Origin of the sequence: Lysobacter soli, assembly GCF_003382285.1 — a bacterium.
Lineage (GTDB): Bacteria > Pseudomonadota > Gammaproteobacteria > Xanthomonadales > Xanthomonadaceae > Lysobacter_J > Lysobacter_J soli.
In genome coordinates this window covers 82,250-97,660 of sequence record NZ_QTJR01000011.1, presented here as the reverse complement: position 1 = coordinate 97,660, position 15,411 = coordinate 82,250, and the positions used below count along the sequence as shown (strand labels likewise).

At 67.4% G+C, this 15,411-nt stretch carries 13 protein-coding genes; 7 read left to right on the top strand and 6 right to left on the bottom strand.

All coding sequences use genetic code 11. The features are described 5' to 3' along the window. The first annotated feature begins 18 nt into the window (after positions 1–18). From DX912_RS14485 to DX912_RS14470, 4 genes are all read left to right on the top strand, one after another. Complete coding sequence (locus tag DX912_RS14485) at positions 19–1,539, top strand: tryptophan halogenase family protein (RefSeq protein WP_115843505.1); 1,521 nt, start codon at positions 19–21, stop codon at positions 1,537–1,539. Between the two features lie 31 nt (positions 1,540–1,570). Then, positions 1,571–4,132 (top strand): glycoside hydrolase family 3 protein, encoded by a 2,562-nt coding sequence (locus DX912_RS14480; RefSeq protein ID WP_233433602.1) that lies wholly within the window; start codon positions 1,571–1,573, stop codon positions 4,130–4,132. A 396-nt stretch (positions 4,133–4,528) separates the two neighbouring features. Next, on the top strand, positions 4,529–4,888 hold the full coding sequence (locus DX912_RS14475; protein WP_181902846.1) for a hypothetical protein: 360 nt from the start codon (positions 4,529–4,531) through the stop codon (positions 4,886–4,888). Between the two features lie 73 nt (positions 4,889–4,961). Beyond that, positions 4,962–6,962 carry a S9 family peptidase gene (locus DX912_RS14470; protein WP_115843503.1) on the top strand — a complete coding sequence of 667 codons (2,001 nt, stop codon included), beginning with the start codon at positions 4,962–4,964 and terminating at the stop codon, positions 6,960–6,962. Between the two features lie 4 nt (positions 6,963–6,966). Here the strand turns inward: DX912_RS14470 and DX912_RS14465 are convergent, their stop codons facing one another. The 5 genes from DX912_RS14465 to DX912_RS14445 form a co-directional block, all read right to left on the bottom strand. Then, positions 6,967–8,703: an EAL domain-containing protein gene (locus tag DX912_RS14465; protein ID WP_115843501.1), complete on the bottom strand. Its 1,737-nt coding sequence runs from the start codon at positions 8,701–8,703 to the stop codon at positions 6,967–6,969. Positions 8,704–8,712: 9 nt separating this feature from the next. Beyond that, positions 8,713–10,140, bottom strand: coding sequence for a M28 family peptidase (locus tag DX912_RS14460; RefSeq protein ID WP_181902850.1), 1,428 nt, complete (start codon positions 10,138–10,140; stop codon positions 8,713–8,715). Between the two features lie 476 nt (positions 10,141–10,616). Then, entirely contained in the window at positions 10,617–11,030 is a 414-nt protein-coding gene (gene mscL / locus DX912_RS14455) for a large-conductance mechanosensitive channel protein MscL (protein ID WP_115843497.1), read from the bottom strand. Positions 11,031–11,087: 57 nt separating this feature from the next. Further along, complete coding sequence (locus DX912_RS14450) at positions 11,088–11,807, bottom strand: fumarylacetoacetate hydrolase family protein (RefSeq protein WP_115843495.1); 720 nt, start codon at positions 11,805–11,807, stop codon at positions 11,088–11,090. Between the two features lie 8 nt (positions 11,808–11,815). Further along, a complete protein-coding gene (locus DX912_RS14445) occupies positions 11,816–12,133 on the bottom strand; it encodes a hypothetical protein (RefSeq protein ID WP_115843492.1) in 318 nt (105 codons plus the stop codon). A gap of 60 nt (positions 12,134–12,193) precedes the next feature. On the opposite strand from DX912_RS14445, the gene DX912_RS14440 reads away from it, so the two are divergent. Genes DX912_RS14440 through DX912_RS14430 form a run of 3 tightly spaced genes read left to right on the top strand, consistent with a single transcriptional unit; the run spans position 12,194 to position 13,478 of the window. Further along, a complete protein-coding gene (locus tag DX912_RS14440; protein ID WP_115843490.1) occupies positions 12,194–12,577 on the top strand; it encodes a Rieske (2Fe-2S) protein in 384 nt (127 codons plus the stop codon). Between the two features lie 48 nt (positions 12,578–12,625). Continuing rightward, a complete protein-coding gene (locus DX912_RS14435; protein WP_115843488.1) occupies positions 12,626–13,045 on the top strand; it encodes a hypothetical protein in 420 nt (139 codons plus the stop codon). 52 nt (positions 13,046–13,097) lie between these two features. Next, a complete protein-coding gene (locus DX912_RS14430) occupies positions 13,098–13,478 on the top strand; it encodes an MAPEG family protein (protein ID WP_220340812.1) in 381 nt (126 codons plus the stop codon). A gap of 65 nt (positions 13,479–13,543) precedes the next feature. Here the strand turns inward: DX912_RS14430 and DX912_RS14425 are convergent, their stop codons facing one another. Continuing rightward, positions 13,544–15,385: an SLC13 family permease gene (locus DX912_RS14425; RefSeq protein WP_115843483.1), complete on the bottom strand. Its 1,842-nt coding sequence runs from the start codon at positions 15,383–15,385 to the stop codon at positions 13,544–13,546. Positions 15,386–15,411 lie beyond the last annotated feature (26 nt).

Here is a 15,411-nt window from a genome sequence, read left to right as displayed (position 1 = left end):
TCACACGAGGGAGTGAAGATGGAGAAGGGCAGGATCCGCAGGGTCGTGATCGCCGGTGGCGGCACCGCCGGCTGGCTGGCCGCAGCGGCGCTGACGCACCAGTTCCGCGATCTGCTCGACGTGGTGCTGATCGAATCCGAGCAGATCGGCACCGTAGGCGTCGGCGAATCGACCGTGCCGCCGATCCGCAATTTCCATCGTTTTTTGCAGATTGACGAGCAGGAGTTCCTGCGTGAAGTCGCCGGCACGTTCAAGCTGGCGATCTCGTTCGAGAACTGGCGCCGGCATGGCGAGCGCTACATCCACCCGTTCGGCATCACCGGGCAGGGCACGCTGGTGGCGGCGTTCCACCACTTCTGGCTGGAAAGCCTGCAGCGCGGCATGGACTCGAAGCTCGGCGATTTCTGCCTGGAAACGCAGGCCGCGCTCGCCGACCGCTTCGCGTTGCCGGCGCAGCCGCAGGTCAACTACGCGTACCACCTCGATGCCGGCCTGTACGCGCGCTTCCTGCGCAAGCGTTCGGAAGCATTCGGTCTCAAGCGCATCGAAGGCAAGATCCGCGAGGTGCGGCAGAACGGCGAATCGGGTTTCGTCGAAGCGCTGGTGCTGGAAGACGACCAGGTCATCGAAGGCGATCTGTTCATCGACTGCACGGGCTTCCGCGGATTGCTGATCGAACAGACGCTCAAGTCCGGTTACGAGGACTGGCACCAGTGGCTGCCGTGCGATCGCGCGGTCGCGGTGCAGACCGAATCGACCGGCGGGCCGGTGCCGTACACGCGCGCCATCGCGCACGACGCCGGCTGGCGCTGGCACATTCCGTTGCAGCATCGCGTCGGCACGGGCTGGGTGTATTCCAGCCAGCACATGTCCGACGACGAAGCCACGGCGCGATTGCTGAAGGACGCAGCGGCGACACCGATCCGCGATCCGTGGCGCGTGCCGTTCCGCAGCGGTCGCCGCCTGAAGGCATGGAACAAGAACGTGGTGTCGCTCGGACTTGCGAGCGGTTTCATCGAGCCGCTGGAATCGACCAGCCTGCACCTGTCGATGACGTCGATCATCCGGCTGATCGAGGCCTTCCCGTTCGACGGCATTCCCGAGTCGCTGACGGAGATCTACAACGACACCGGCCGTCGCGAGATGGAACACGTGCGCGACTTCATCATCCTGCACTACCACGCCAACCAGCGCGACGAGCCGATGTGGAAGCAGTGCCGCGAGATGGAGATTCCGGATTCGCTCTCGATCCGGCTGCGCGCATGGCGCGATCGCGCGCACGCGTGGCAGGGCGCGAACGAGCTGTTCCGCGTGGATTCGTGGACGCACGTGATGCTCGGCCAGGGGCTTGAGCCGCAGCAGCACCATCCGCTCACGCGCGCGCTGCCGGACGACCAGATGCGTCGCTTCCTCGACCAGATCCGCAAGCCCATCGACGAGGCGGTCGCGAAGTTCCCGACGCAGCAGGAATTCATCGACCGCTACTGCAAGGCCGCGCCGGAAGTGTGGGGCGCGCGGCGGCCGGCGGTCCAGGCATGACGACATCGCACGACACACAGGAGGCGGTACGGTGAAAGCAGGGAACATCGGTCGGATCGGAAGTGGCGTACTGGTGTCGGCGCTGTTGCTGGCGCTGGCCGCATGCAAGGGCGACGACAAGCCGCAGGCCGGCGCGCAGCCGCAGGCCGGCGCATCGCCGTGGCCGGAAGTGAAGTGGCCGCTGCCCGAGGATCCCGCGCTGGAGAAGCGCGTGAACGATCTGCTGGCGTCGATGACGATCGAGGAAAAGGTCGGCCAGATCGTGCAGGGCGACATCAGCAGCATCACGCCCGAAGACGTGCGCACCTACCACCTCGGCTCCGTGCTGGCCGGCGGCAATTCCGATCCGGGCGGGCGCTACAACGCGACGCCGGCCGAATGGCTCGCGCTCGCCGACGCGTTCTACGAGGCGTCGATCGACAAGTCGAAAGGCGGCAAGGGCATCCCGGTGATGTTCGGCATCGATGCCGTGCACGGGCAGAGCAACATCGTCGGCGCGACGATCTTCCCGCACAACATCGGCCTGGGCGCCACGCGCAATCCCGAACTGCTGCGCCGCATCGGCGAGATCACCGCGCTGGAAACGCGCGCCACCGGCATGGAATGGGCGTTCGCGCCGACCGTCGCCGTGCCGCAGGACGATCGCTGGGGCCGTTCGTACGAAGGCTATTCGGAATCGCCCGAGGTCGTCGCCAGTTTCGCCGGCGCGATGGTCGAAGGCCTGCAGGGCAAGGTCGGCACGAAGGAATTCCTCGACGGTCGCCATGTGATCTCGTCGGTGAAGCATTTCCTCGGCGACGGCGGCACCGCCAACGGCGAGGACCAGGGCGACACGAAGCTCAGCGAAGCCGACCTCGTGCGCATCCACGCGGCGGGTTATCCGCCGGCGATCGCCGCCGGCGCGCAATCGGTGATGGCTTCGTTCAACAGCGTCAACGGCGTGAAGATGCACGGCAACAAGGCCTTCCTGACCGACGCGCTGAAGGGCCGCATGAATTTCGGCGGCTTCGTCGTCGGCGACTGGAACGGCCACGGCCAGGTCGACGGCTGCACGCCGAGCGACTGCCCGGCGACGATCAACGCCGGTCTCGACATGGCGATGGCGCCGGACAGCTGGAAGGGCTTCTACGACACCGCACTCGCCGCGGCGAAGGCCGGCACGATTCCGCAGGAACGCCTCGACGACGCGGTGCGCCGCATCCTGCGCGTGAAGTTCCGCCTCGGGCTGTTCGAAGCGGGCAAGCCTTCGCAGCGTGCGGTCGGCGGCAAGTTCGAGCTGCTCGGTGCGCCGGAGCATCGCGCGGTCGCGCGACAGGCCGTGCGCGAATCGCTGGTGCTGTTGAAGAACCAGGGCGGCGTGCTGCCGCTGGATCCGCGCAAGCGCATCCTCGTTGCCGGCAGCGGCGCGAACGACATGACCAAGCAGGTCGGCGGCTGGACGTACAGCTGGCAGGGTTCGGGCAGCAAGCGCGAGGACTTCCCCAACGCCGACACGATCTTCGAAGGCATCGCGCAGCAGGCCAAGGCCGCCGGCGGCGAAGCGACGATGGCGGTGGACGGAAAGTTCACGGAGAAGCCGGACGTCGCCGTCGTCGTCTTCGGCGAGGATCCGTACGCCGAGTTCCAGGGCGATATCCCCAACCTGATGTATCGCCCGGGCGACGATTCCGATCTCGAACTGATCAAGCGCCTGAAGGCCGCGGGCATTCCGGTGGTGTCGGTGTTCCTCAGCGGCCGTCCGTTGTGGATGAATCGCGAGATCAACGCGAGCGACGCGTTCGTCGCCGCGTGGCTGCCGGGTTCGGAAGGCGCGGGCGTCGCCGACGTGATCCTGCGCAAGGCCGATGGCAGCGTGCAGAACGACTTCAAGGGCAAGCTCGGTTTCAGCTGGCCGCGCACGGCGATCCAGGTCGCCAACAACGTCGGGCAGAAGGACTACGACCCGCAGTTCGCGTTCGGCTTCGGCCTGACGTATGCCGACGACGGCAATCTCGCGCCGCTGCCGGAGGAATCCGGCGTGAAGCCCGGCCAGACCGAAGCCGGCACGTTCTACGCGCGCGGCACGCTCGCCGATGGCCTGCGTCTTCGCCTGAGCAACGCGGCAGGGCAGAACGTCGACGTGACGACGTTGCCGGCGAAGCTGCCCGACGGCAGCCTCGCCGTCACCGCGGTCGACCACGAAGCGCAGGAAGACGCGCGGCGCCTCGACTGGTCCGGCGCGCAGGCCGCGACGGCGACGCTGCTCACCGACAAGCCGATGAACCTCATGCGCGAAACCAACGGCGAAGTGATGATCGTGCTGACCACGCGCGTGGAATCCGCGCCGGCAGGCGATGTGTCCGTCGGCGTGACCTGCGGCGCCGGCTGCAAGCCTGCGAGCCTGCCCGCGCGCGACGCGTTGGCGAAGCTGCCTGCCGGGCAGTGGACGACGTTCGGCGTGCCGCTGAAGTGCCTGGCGACGGCGGGCGCGGACATGCGCAAGCTCGATTCGGTGCTGGTGCTGGAAAGCAAGGGCAAGCTGCAGATGTCGGTATCGCGCATCGCGCTGGGCGCATCGAACGAAGCCGAGCACGTGCTGCCCTGCAAGTGGTGAATTCAATCGCAATGCGTTGAGCAGAAGGCCGGCGATTGCCGGCCTTCTCTTTTTCCGTCGCGCGACGCGCAGGTACCATCACGAACGCGTGAGCGCATGAACGACCGCATGCGCGCGCGATCGTCACGCGCAATGCAAGCGTGTTGCGGCCGAGTCCGCACCTCTTGCGCGCTGCTTGCACATTGTTCCGCGACGCACGCGCGTTGCGTTCTTCACCGGCGTTGGACCTGCCATGTGCCATCGCGACACGTATTTCGTCGTGCGCACACTTCGTGCGCACACTGAATGCGTAGCGGACGCGACCGCGGTGCGTATGCATCGCGCGAAGAATCGCTGGCATGACGCTTGCGTTGTCTACGTTGTCAGGCAATCCGCCTGAACATCGGAGATGCAGTAATGGCTAACAACAACCAGCGTGAGCAGAACCAGGGCGGCCAAAACCAGAACCAGGGTGGACAGGGCGGCATGCAGGGCCAGGGCGGTGGTGGCCAGCAGGGCGGCGGCCAGCAGGGTGGCGGTGGTCAGCAGGGCGGCCAGCAGGGTGGCGGCGGCCAGCAAGGTGGCCAGCAGGGTGGCGGCGGCCAGCAGGGCGGGCAGCAGGGTGGTGGCGGTCAGCAGGGCGGCCAGCAGGGTGGTGGCGGCCAGCAGGGTGGCGGTCAGGGCGGTGGCGGCCAGCAGGGCGGTCAGCGCGAGGATGGCGGCGGCCGAGGCGGCAGCCAGCGCGACGAAGAGCGCGGTGGAAGCCAGCGTCGCTGAGTGATGCCACTAGCCAGGCAACGGCGCCCGGAACGATTCCGGGCGCTTCGCTGTTCGGAGCAAAGGACCACGGATGAAGCCATTCGCTGTCGATGATCTGTACCTGCATTCCACGCTGCTTTCGGTGCAGGGCGCGCCGGGGCATTCGATCGCGGTATTCGCACGTTCACGGCCTTCGCGCAAACGCGACGGCTACAGCTCCACGGCATGGTGCGTGGACACGTCGGGCGATGCCGCGCCGCGCGAGCTGACCTCGAACGAGTCCAGCGCCCGCTCGCCAAGACTTTCCCACGACGGAAAAACGCTCGCGTTCTTGTCCAATCGGCAACAGAAGCAGGGCACGCAGGTGTACCTGCTGTCGCTGTCCGGCGGCGAGGCGCGTCGGCTGACGTCGCTCGAACACTCGCCGGAAATCATCCACGGCTGGACGCCCGATGGAAGCGCGTTGCTGGTGAGCGCGTCCGTGCCCTGGGCCGAAGACGCGCAGGACGATGCAAGCCTTGCCGATGGCACGCGCCCGCTCGTCGTGACGCATCTTCCCTACAAGATCGACGGCAGCGGCCCGTCCGTCGGCAAGCGCATGCACGTGTTCCGCATCGATGCGGACAGCGGGGAGGCAACACAGATCACGCACGGCGACTTCGACGTGAAGGAAGCCTGCTGTTCGCGCGATGGAAAGCGCCTGGCGTTCGTGCGCACGCGCGAGGAAAAGCAACGGCATCGCGCCGACCTGTGGCTGGCGGACATTGATGGCGGCAACGCACGTCGCGTCACCACCAGGCTCGCGGCCGTGCAGGGACTGCAGTGGTCGCCCGACTCGAGTCGGCTGGTCTTCGGCGGGAACACGACGCCGGGCGATTCGCTGGATCACCCGTGGTTGCTGCGCGTAGCCGACGGCACGCTCACCCAGCTCGGCAACGACGACCTGCACCTGGAAGGCGACCAGTTCTTCTGGCACGAGGACGGCGTGCGCATCGCCACCGTCGTGTCGATCCGCGGCATGCAGGAAATCTGCGTGATCGACAGCGAGCACAATCGCGTGCATCACTTCCCGCGCCGGCTGCGCCACGTGATGCAACTGGGCGAAAGCAACGGCCGTCTCATCTTCTCGTGCGCGACGATGCGCAAGCCCGAAGAACTGTTCAGCTGCGACTGGGACGGCGGATCGCAGCAGCGCCACACCAGTTTCAACCGTCCGTGGATCCGCAAGCGTGCGGCGCCGCGCGTGACGGTTCGCGCGTTCGACGTGCCCGATGGCGAAGGCGGAACCGAACGCATCGATGCGTGGTTGCTGCGTCCGCCGGGAAAGGGCCCGTTTCCCGTCGTGGTCGACATGCACGGCGGGCCGCAGAGCACGGTGCTGGTGGATTACCCCAGCCACGTCTACTGGTACGAACTGGTGTCGCGCGGATGGATGATCGTCGCGCCCAACGCCGTCGGTTCGGCCAGCTACGGGGCGGAGTTCGCCCGACGGCTGATCGGGCACTGGGGCGAGCGCGACCTGCCGCAGTACCTCGCCATCCTCGACCGCCTGCGCAAGGACGGCCTCATCGACGACCGCATCGCCTGCGCCGGCAAGTCGTACGGCGGCTTCCTAAGCGCATGGGCCATCGGCAACAGCGACGTGTTCCGCGCGGCCGTGGTGTGTGCGCCGATCAGCGACGTCGAGTCCCACACGGGAACGTCGGACACGGGGTTCTACGTAACGCCCTACGCGATGGGCGGCGAGATCGACGAAGCGCGCGAACGCTATCACCGCCTGTCGCCCATCGAGTACAGCGCGCACGTCGATGCGGCCGTGCTGATGCTGCAGGGCCAGGACGACCAGCGCTGTCCGCTCGGGCAATCCGAGGAGTTGTATGCGAACCTGCTGCGGCTTTCCCGAAAGGCGCCGACCATGGTCGTGTATCCCGGTGGAAGCCACGGCCTGTCCGGCAGCGGGCGGCCGAGCCATCGCGTGGACTTCCACCGGCGTCTCGTCGACTGGGTGATGCGCTACGCGGGGGATTCGTCGGAACAGCAGGCGCAGCGCGAGGAAGACGAAGCCGCCACCGCGGCTGCCGAAGCATCGTGACGCGTCAGTACACCGATTCGCCAGCCGCGCGTCGTTCGTGCGCGCGGAAGGCGTCGAGGATGTGCTCGCGCAGTTCCTCGTCGTTCCACGGCTTGGTCAGGAAGCGGTAGATCGCGCCGCGGTTGATCGCCTCGGTGATCGTCGCCAGGTCCGTATACCCCGACAGCACCATGCGGATGGTGTCGGGATAAAGGTCGCGCACACGCGTGAGGAATTCGGTGCCGCTCATGTCGGCCATGCGCTGGTCGGACAGGATCACCTGCGCGGTGTTGCTCGCCAGCAGATCGAACGCTTCGCGCACGCTGTTGGCGGTGAGGATCTGGTAGCCATCGCGGCGGAACAGGCGCACCAGCGAGCGCAGCACGTTTTCCTCGTCGTCCAGGAGCAGCAGCGTGCGTTCGGGCCGCGTCGCGGCGAACGCACCCGGCAGCAGGAAGCGCTTGCTCACCATTTCGCCGAGCTGGTCCGCCGGAGCAGACGGACTGAACAGATAGCCCTGGAAGAAATCGCAATGATTGCGGCGCAGGAAGCCGAGTTCGGCCTCGCTTTCCACGCCCTTGGCGATGACCTTCATGCCCAGCTGGTGGCCCATCGCGATGATGCCGCGCACGATCGCGGCGCTGCGCGGATCGCTGGCGACGTTGCGGATGAAGCTGCGGTCGATCTTGATGCGGTCCAGCGGGTACTGGCCGAGCGCGGCGAAGGACAGCCCGCCCAGGCCGAAGTCCTGCACGGTGAGCGTCGCGCCCATCGCGCGCAGGCCGGCGAGCGTGTCGTGCACCCGATGGCTGTCGGTGACCAGTACGCTTTCGGGAATCTCGAACTCCAGCGCGTTGCCGGGCAGTCCGTAGCGATGCAGCAGCTCGCCTATGCGGTCCAGGCAGTCGCGCTGCACCAGCAGCGGGCCGGACAGGTGCACCGACATCGACAGGTAATCCAGGCCTTCGGCGCGCCATTGCGCGAGCTGCGCGATTGCCGATTCCACGACCCACGCGCCGAGGCGCGCGGCGAGGCCGACGCGATTGATCGGCTCGAGGAACTGGCTGGGGCGCAGCAGCCCGCGATCGGTCTGCCAGCGCAGCAACGCGGCGAAACCGGTGACGCTGCCGTCGTGCGCGGCGACCTGCGGCTGGTAGTACAGGCGGAACTCGCCGCGATCGAGCGCTTCGATGAACCGCTGCGCGAAGCCGTCGTTGGGCGCGCCGCGATCCTCCGACGCCGCCGAATACAGGCCGACGTTGTTCAGGCCGTCCTGCTTCACGCGACGCAGCGCTTCCTCGGCCTTGGACAGCAGCGTCGCGGCGTTGGGTGCGTGGTCGGGGAAGACGGCGATGCCGATGGAGAGCGTCACCGGCAGCGTGTACGGCGGGATCGACAGCGGCGTTTCGAAGGCGTCGCGCAGACGTTCCGCGAGGCCGGCGCCGTCGAGTTCGCCTTCGCGGTAGCCGATGCCGATGACGAACTCGTCGCTGGTCAGGCGCCAGATCCAGCCATCGCGCGGCACCGCGCGGCGCAGGCGCTGGGCGATGGCGGCCAGTGCCTGGTCGCCGGTCGCCGTGCCCATGTTGGTGTTGATCGAGCGGAACATGTCCACGTCGATGTGCAGCAGCGCGATGCGTCGTCGCGTCGCGCCGGCGACCGCGATGGCGGTCGCCAGGCTGGGTCCGTTGGCGCCGAGGCGGTGGAGCCCGGTGATGGGATCGACCGCGGTATCAACCTTCTCGTCGTACCGCTGCGCCATTTCTTCGGACTACTTCTTTGCTGCCGGGGGAGTTGCGGGTTTCTGCGGGGGCGTGCCGCTGCCGAAGTCGCCGTCCGCGGAGGCCGCCAGGTAGGCGAAGACCGCGTAGGCCGCGACGTTCTGCGCCAGCGCCTGCGGGTCGATCTTATCGAACGTGTCGTCCGGGGTGTGGTGAAGATCGAAGTAATCGGTGCCGTCCTGCGCCAGGCGCGCCCACGCCATGCCCTTCTCGGCCGACGGACCGACGTCCGGCCCCGGGCCGCCCTGGCCGGGCACGTATTCGATGCCCAGCGGCGCGAGCGCCTGCGCGATCTGCGCGTCGGCCGCCTTCGCATGCTCCGGCGCGGAGCTGGAATAGGCGTAGATGCGACCGGCGCCGAAGTCGCTTTCGGCACCGATCTGGTGCTTGGCGACGTCCTTCATGTGCGCGTCGGCGTAGGCCTTGCCGCCGTACAGGCCCTGTTCCTCGTTGGCGAACGCGACCACGCGAATCGTGCGGGCAGGATGCTGCTTGAGGTCGCCGATGAGCTTGCCCGCCGCCATCGTCAGGCCGACGCCGGCGCCATCGTCGATCGCGCCGGTGCCGAGGTCCCACGAGTCCAGGTGGCCGCCGATCACGACGACTTCGTCCGGCTTCTTCGACCCGCGGATCTCGCCGATCACATTCTGCGAGGTGTACGTGCCATCCCAGCCGCAATCCAGCGCGAGCTTCACCTTCACCGGCTTGCCGAGCGCGAGCAGGCGGCCGAGCTGGTCGGCGTCGGGCACCGCGAGCGCGGCGGAGGGAATCGGCTTGAGGCCCTCATCGAAACGGGTGATGCCGGTGTGCGGATTGCGATGCGAATCGGTACCGGCCGAGCGCATCAGGTAGCCGATCGCGCCGGCGCGGATCGCCGCCGACGGGCCCTTGCTGCGCACGCGCGAGCCCGGGCCGTAGCCGGCGCCGTCGCGCGCGCGTTCCATCCTGTAGTCGATGAAGGCGATCTTGCCGGCGAGCGAACCGGCCGGCGCGGCTTCCAGCGCGGCGAGGTCGGCGAAGCGCACGACTTCGCCTTCGACGTTGCCCGCGGGGCTGCCGCCGAGCGCGGTCAGGTGCAGCGGCTGTGCGTTCGCGCCGACGACATGCGCCGACTCGCTGCGGCGTTCCCACTTCGGAAACGTGACCGGTTCGGTCCAGACCTTGTCGAAGCCCAGTTCCTTGAACTTGGCCACCGCCCACGCGACGGCGCGCGCGTCGGCTTCGCTGCCGGCCAGGCGCGGGCCGACTTCGGTGGTGAGCGATTCGGTGATGCGGTAGCCCAGGTCGCTCTTCAGCGCGGTTTCGCGCAGCTGCGCGGCGGTGGCGATGGCCTTGTCGGGAATGCGCGTCTCGCGCTCGGCTGCGTGACCGCTTGCGGCGGCGGCGAACAGACAGGTGGCGATCGCCACCGACAGCATTGCGCGCATCGAACAACTCCCCTGGAAGACGGCGTCGAAAGGACGACGAAACCGCGAGCGTAGCAACTCGCGCCGGGTGGGCAGGGTGTCGTCAGTCACGCGGCGATGCGGGGCGGTTTGCCGGGTGTGGCTGCAAGAAAAATCACCCGTCATGCCGGCGGAGGCCGGGGCCCAGGCCTGGGGCGTATGGGCACTCTGGCGTCGGTGCCCAACATCATCGTCATCCCGGCGAAGGCCGGGACCCAGGCCCGGAACGTATGGGCACTCCGATGCCGGTGCCCGACATCACCATCATTCCAGCGAAAGCTGGAAGCCATCTGGCTTCATATGGCGGATCTGACGAGATCTAGCGGATCTGACGAAGCAACGCCGCAGCGCTGTGCGGCACGGGCGGTTTGTCGCGCCAGCTTCGTTGCCCCTCACCCCAACCCCTCTCCCGTGGGGAGAGGGGCTCAAAGCTCCGCGGTTTCAGGGGCTCAAGGCCCCGGCTTGTTCTTCAACTCGTCGCGGATCTCGCGAAGCAGCAGCACCTCTTCCGGGATGGCAGCTGCGGCGGCGGGTGCGCGCACGCGGTTGTACGCCTTGAGGATCAGGAAGATCACCAGCGCGATCAGCAGGAAGTCGATGATCGTCTGCACGAACATGCCGTAGCGGATCGCCAGCTCGGTCGCGACTTCCTTGCCGGCCGAATCCAGCTGCGCCGGCTTGATCACGTACTTCCAGTCGCTGACGCTCACGCCCTTGGTGAACGCGCCGATCGCCGGCATCACGATGCCGTCCACCAGCGCGGTGACGATCTTGCCGAAGGCTGCACCGATCACGACACCGACGGCCAGGTCGACCACGTTGCCGCGTGAGATGAATTCCTTGAACTCGGTGATCAGGCCCATGGCGTCGTGTTCTCCAGCGTTGACGTTAGGCGGCGGCGCGCGCCGCGCGGCTTCGGACTATACCGTCCGACCGGTGACGATCGTCCCGGAATGTTCGGCGATGCCTTCGATGGCGGCGTGGAAGCGGTCGCCCGGCTGCAGCGGACCGACGCCGGCTGGCGTGCCCATGAAGATCAGGTCGCCGGCGCGAAGGGCATACAGCTTCGACAACTCGTGCAGGATGTCGGGCACCGTCCAGATGAGGTCGGCGAGCGATCCGTCCTGTTTCACCTGGTCGTTGATCGAAAGGCGGATGCGGCGGGCGCCGAGTTCACCGACATCGGTGGCCGGCACGATCGCGCTGATCGGCGCGGCATGGTCGAACGCCTTGCCGGTGTCCCACGGCAGGCCCTTGGCCTTGGCGTTGCCCTGCAGGTCGCGACGCGTCAGGTCCAGGCCGACGGCGTAGCCGTAGACGAGGTTCATCGCGTCGGCAGGATCGAGCACGCCTGCGGGCGCGTCCCTGCCGAGCGCGACGACCAGTTCGACCTCGTGGTGCAGGTCCTGCGTGCCGGGCGGGTAGGGCACTTCGGACTGCAGCGCGATCGCGTCGGCCGGCTTGAGGAAGAACACCGGCGTGCCGCGGTCGGCGGGCGACGCCGGAACGGCGGCGCCCATCTCGCGTGCGTGGTCGGCGAAATTGCGACCGACGCAGTAGATGCGGTGTACGGGGAAAGTCTGGTCCGTCCCGCGGACCGGAACGCGCGGCTGCGGCAGGGCCGCGATCACGTCGCTCATGCGGGCCCTTAGAGGGTGGTGTGCGAGCGGGGCTGTTCGATCGCCGGCTGGCCGACGACGCGGAATTCGCCTTCGACGATGCGCGCGTCCTGCTGCGAACGCGCAAGGCGCTTGCCGCGCTGCTTCCACAGCTTGTAGAGCATGCCGGCGGCGATCATCGCCGCGCCCAGCGCCACCGAGAACGCAACCAGCACCGCGAGCACGCCCAGGCCGACGACGCCGAGCGCGAAACGCAGCAGGCGATGGCGCGGCTTGCGCGGCTCGAACGCCGAACGCACGCGCGAATGGAAGTGGGAGGTACCGAAGCGGAAGGTCTGGGCAAACATCGGATTGCGTCGTGACACAATGCGGCAACAAGCGCCGGGGAGGCGAGTATCGGGCCAGCCATGAGCGAGGGTGTGAGAACTTCGTTAAGCATTTCACACGATGTCGACCGTTCAGCGGAGCCGCTCGTGAGGCTGGAACGCTTGCCCGACGGGGCTTTCGCCGAGGTCGAGGCAGTCGTCGACGGCGATGCGGAAAGCCTGATTGTGTATCGTGACGGCGATCACGTCCGGGCTTGGCTCAACATCTGCCCGCACGCGGGTCGCCGCCTCGACTGGGCGCCGGGCCAGTTCCTCAAGAGCAAGGACGGCCATCTGGTATGTGCCGCGCATGGGGCGAGCTTCGAATTGACCGGTGGCGAATGCGTCGCCGGGCCGTGTCGCGGGGAATCGTTGCGCGCGATCGGAGTGACGGTGCGCGACGGCGCGGTCTGGCTGGGCGACTGAGCTTTTGCAACGCGGCTGCGCCGCATCTTGAAAACCACAGGGGACGACATGAGCACGGTGTTGTGGGCCAATTGCCTGGTCGGCGGTGAGGTGTGTTCCGATCAGGAGGATCGCGCGGCGCTGTACCGGCACGCGAAGAAACTCGATGCGATCTCAAAGTCGTTGCGGCTGCCGTCGTTCATGGCCGCCTGCGACGAGACCGACATGCGCTACAACCTCCAGGATCTTGAGTTGCCGGCTGGCATGACCTCGACCAACGAGGTGATGGCCGCCGACGGTGCCTGGCTTGCGCGCGCCGATGCGCTGGCGATGCTGGAGGGATTGCACGCGCACATCCGCGAGACCAAGCCCCGCTTCGGCCTGCTGAGCGACCAGCACGCGACCGTCGTGGAAGAGCTTGCCGGCGTGATCGCGTTCGTGCGCTCGCAGCCGGACGCGGAGCGGTTCAACTTCGCCGTCGTGATGTGACCCGGTCGTAAAGCCGCAGCGAGGCCCCATGCCGAACCCGCTGATCGTTCCAATGGCCGCCCACGTCGCGTGGGCCGCCTTCCTTTACGTGCTGCTGACCATCGCCCGCGCGCCGGCCGTGTGGGGCATCGGGCGGCGCCCCGACGGCGGCAATCCGTGGGCGAAGCTCGAACCGCGCATCAGCGCCAATCTGTCGAACCAGTTCGAGTGGCCGCTGTTCTTCCATGTCGCGTGCGTGCTGCTGATCGTCGCCCGCGACATCGGCCCGCTGCCGCAGATGCTCGCGTGGATCTTCATCGCAGGTCGCGTGCTGCATAGCGTGGTGCAGATCTGCACGGCCAATGTGCGGCTGCGAGGACTGGTGTTCATGGTGAACTTCCTCGCCGTGCTCGCGCTGTGGGCGGTGGTGGTCGGAAGATCGCTTCTCGCTTGAGAAGTGCCTGGGCTGCTTTCGCCGGGATGACGGATCGCGAACGCTGTTGCCGAATCCCGAATCGATCAATACAGCAGATTCACCATCGCCACGGCGACGACGGTGTATATCAGCGAGAGCGGGCCGCCGATCTTCCACAGTTCCTTGCCGCTGTAGCCGGCAGGGCCGGTGATCATCGAGATGACCGGGTTGGACGCGGTCATGAAGTTGTTCGATGCCGACAGCGCGACGATCAGCGCGAACGCCGTCGGGTTGCCGCCCGCGGCCAGCGCGAGGTTGATCGCCAGCGGCACGGTGACGATCGTCGCGCCGACGTGGCTGATCACCAGCGAGAACAAGGTGGTGAACAACCCAACCAGGATTTCCAGCAGCCACACCGGCGTGCCGGTGGGTAATCGCTCGATGGTGTGGCCGGCGACCCACGCCGCCGCGCCGCTGGAATCCATCGCCCAGCCCAGTGGAATCAGGCACGCCATCAGGAAGACGGTCTTCCAGTTGATCGCGGCGTACGCCTCGTCGATGTGGATCACGCCGGCGATGAGCATGCCGGCCACGCCGGTCATCAGCGCGATGGACACCGGCAGTCGCGAGGACAGCGCCAGCAGCATCGACACGGCGAAGATCGCCATCGCGATCTTGAACTTGTGCGGGCGCTGCTCGCCCTTGGGGTAGTCGGTCACGACCACGAGGTCCTTGCTCGCGGCCGCTTCGTGCAGGTCGGTCCAGATGCTGTGGAAGACCAGCATGTCGCCGGCGCGCAGGTTCACGTCGCGCACGTTTTCGCGCAGCACGGCCTTGTCGCGGTTGATGGCCAGCAGGCTCAGGCCCATCTGCTTGCGCAGCTGCAGGTCGCGGCCGTTCTTGCCGATGAACTTGGACGTGGCCGGCACCACCGCTTCGGAAATGCCCGCGCGGCTGGGATTGAACAGGTCGCCGAAGTTGCGCAGGCGCGAGGACAGGCGCAGGAAATGGTTCTGCGCGAAGTCGCTCACCTGCTGCTTCGGGCCCATCGCGCCGAGCACGCTGCCGACCCAGATGCGCGTGTCCGCCGCCGGCGCCAGGCGCGCTTCGCCATCGCTCTTCAGCGCCAGCAGCAGCGGCGCGTGGTGCAGCGCTTCGGCTTCGCCCAGCGACATGCCCACCAGCGGGCTGTCGGCGGTGACGGTAAGTTCGTACACGTCGCCGTCGATGCCGTAGGCCTTCGCGAAATAACTCTGCGTGCGCGCGGGCGTCGCGCCGGTGCCGTCGTCGTCGTGACGCAGGCGCTTGTCGCCGAAGAAGTGGAAGTACGCCAGCGACGCGGCGAGCAGCGCGATGCCGATGGGCAGCGGCGCGAACATCTTCAGCGGTTCCAGCGTCGCCGCACCCGAGGGCAGGTTGCTGTTGGCCGCGATCAGCAGGTCATTGAGCAGGATGAGCGGCGAGTTGCCGACCATCGTCAGCGCGCCGCCCATCACGATCGCCGCGGCGAGCGGCAGCAGCAGGCGCGGCAGCGCGATGCCCGTGCGCGAGGACAACCGCGCGGCGACCGGCATGTAGAGCGCCATCACCGACGGGTTCTGCATGATCGAGGAATTGATGCCGGCCACGCCGCTGGTGAGCAGCAGCAGTCGGCTCTCCATGCCTTTCGCGCGGCGCAGCAGCCAGCCGGCGAGGCGGTTCAGCGCGCCGGTGCGATCCAGGCCGGCGCCGAGGATCATCGTCGCCACGATGCTGATCACCGCGTTACCGGAAAAACCGTTGAACAGCTCGTCCGGTTCGACCAGGCCCGACAGGCCCAGCAGTACGAGCACCACGAGCGCGACGACGTCGGCGCGGATGCGTTCGAAGAGGAACATCACCATCGTGAAGCCCACCAGCCCGAGCACGAGCTTCATGTCGGTGGTGAGCGTCAGCGCGGTGTCCATCAGGCGCGGGTTTGGATATTCGGGAT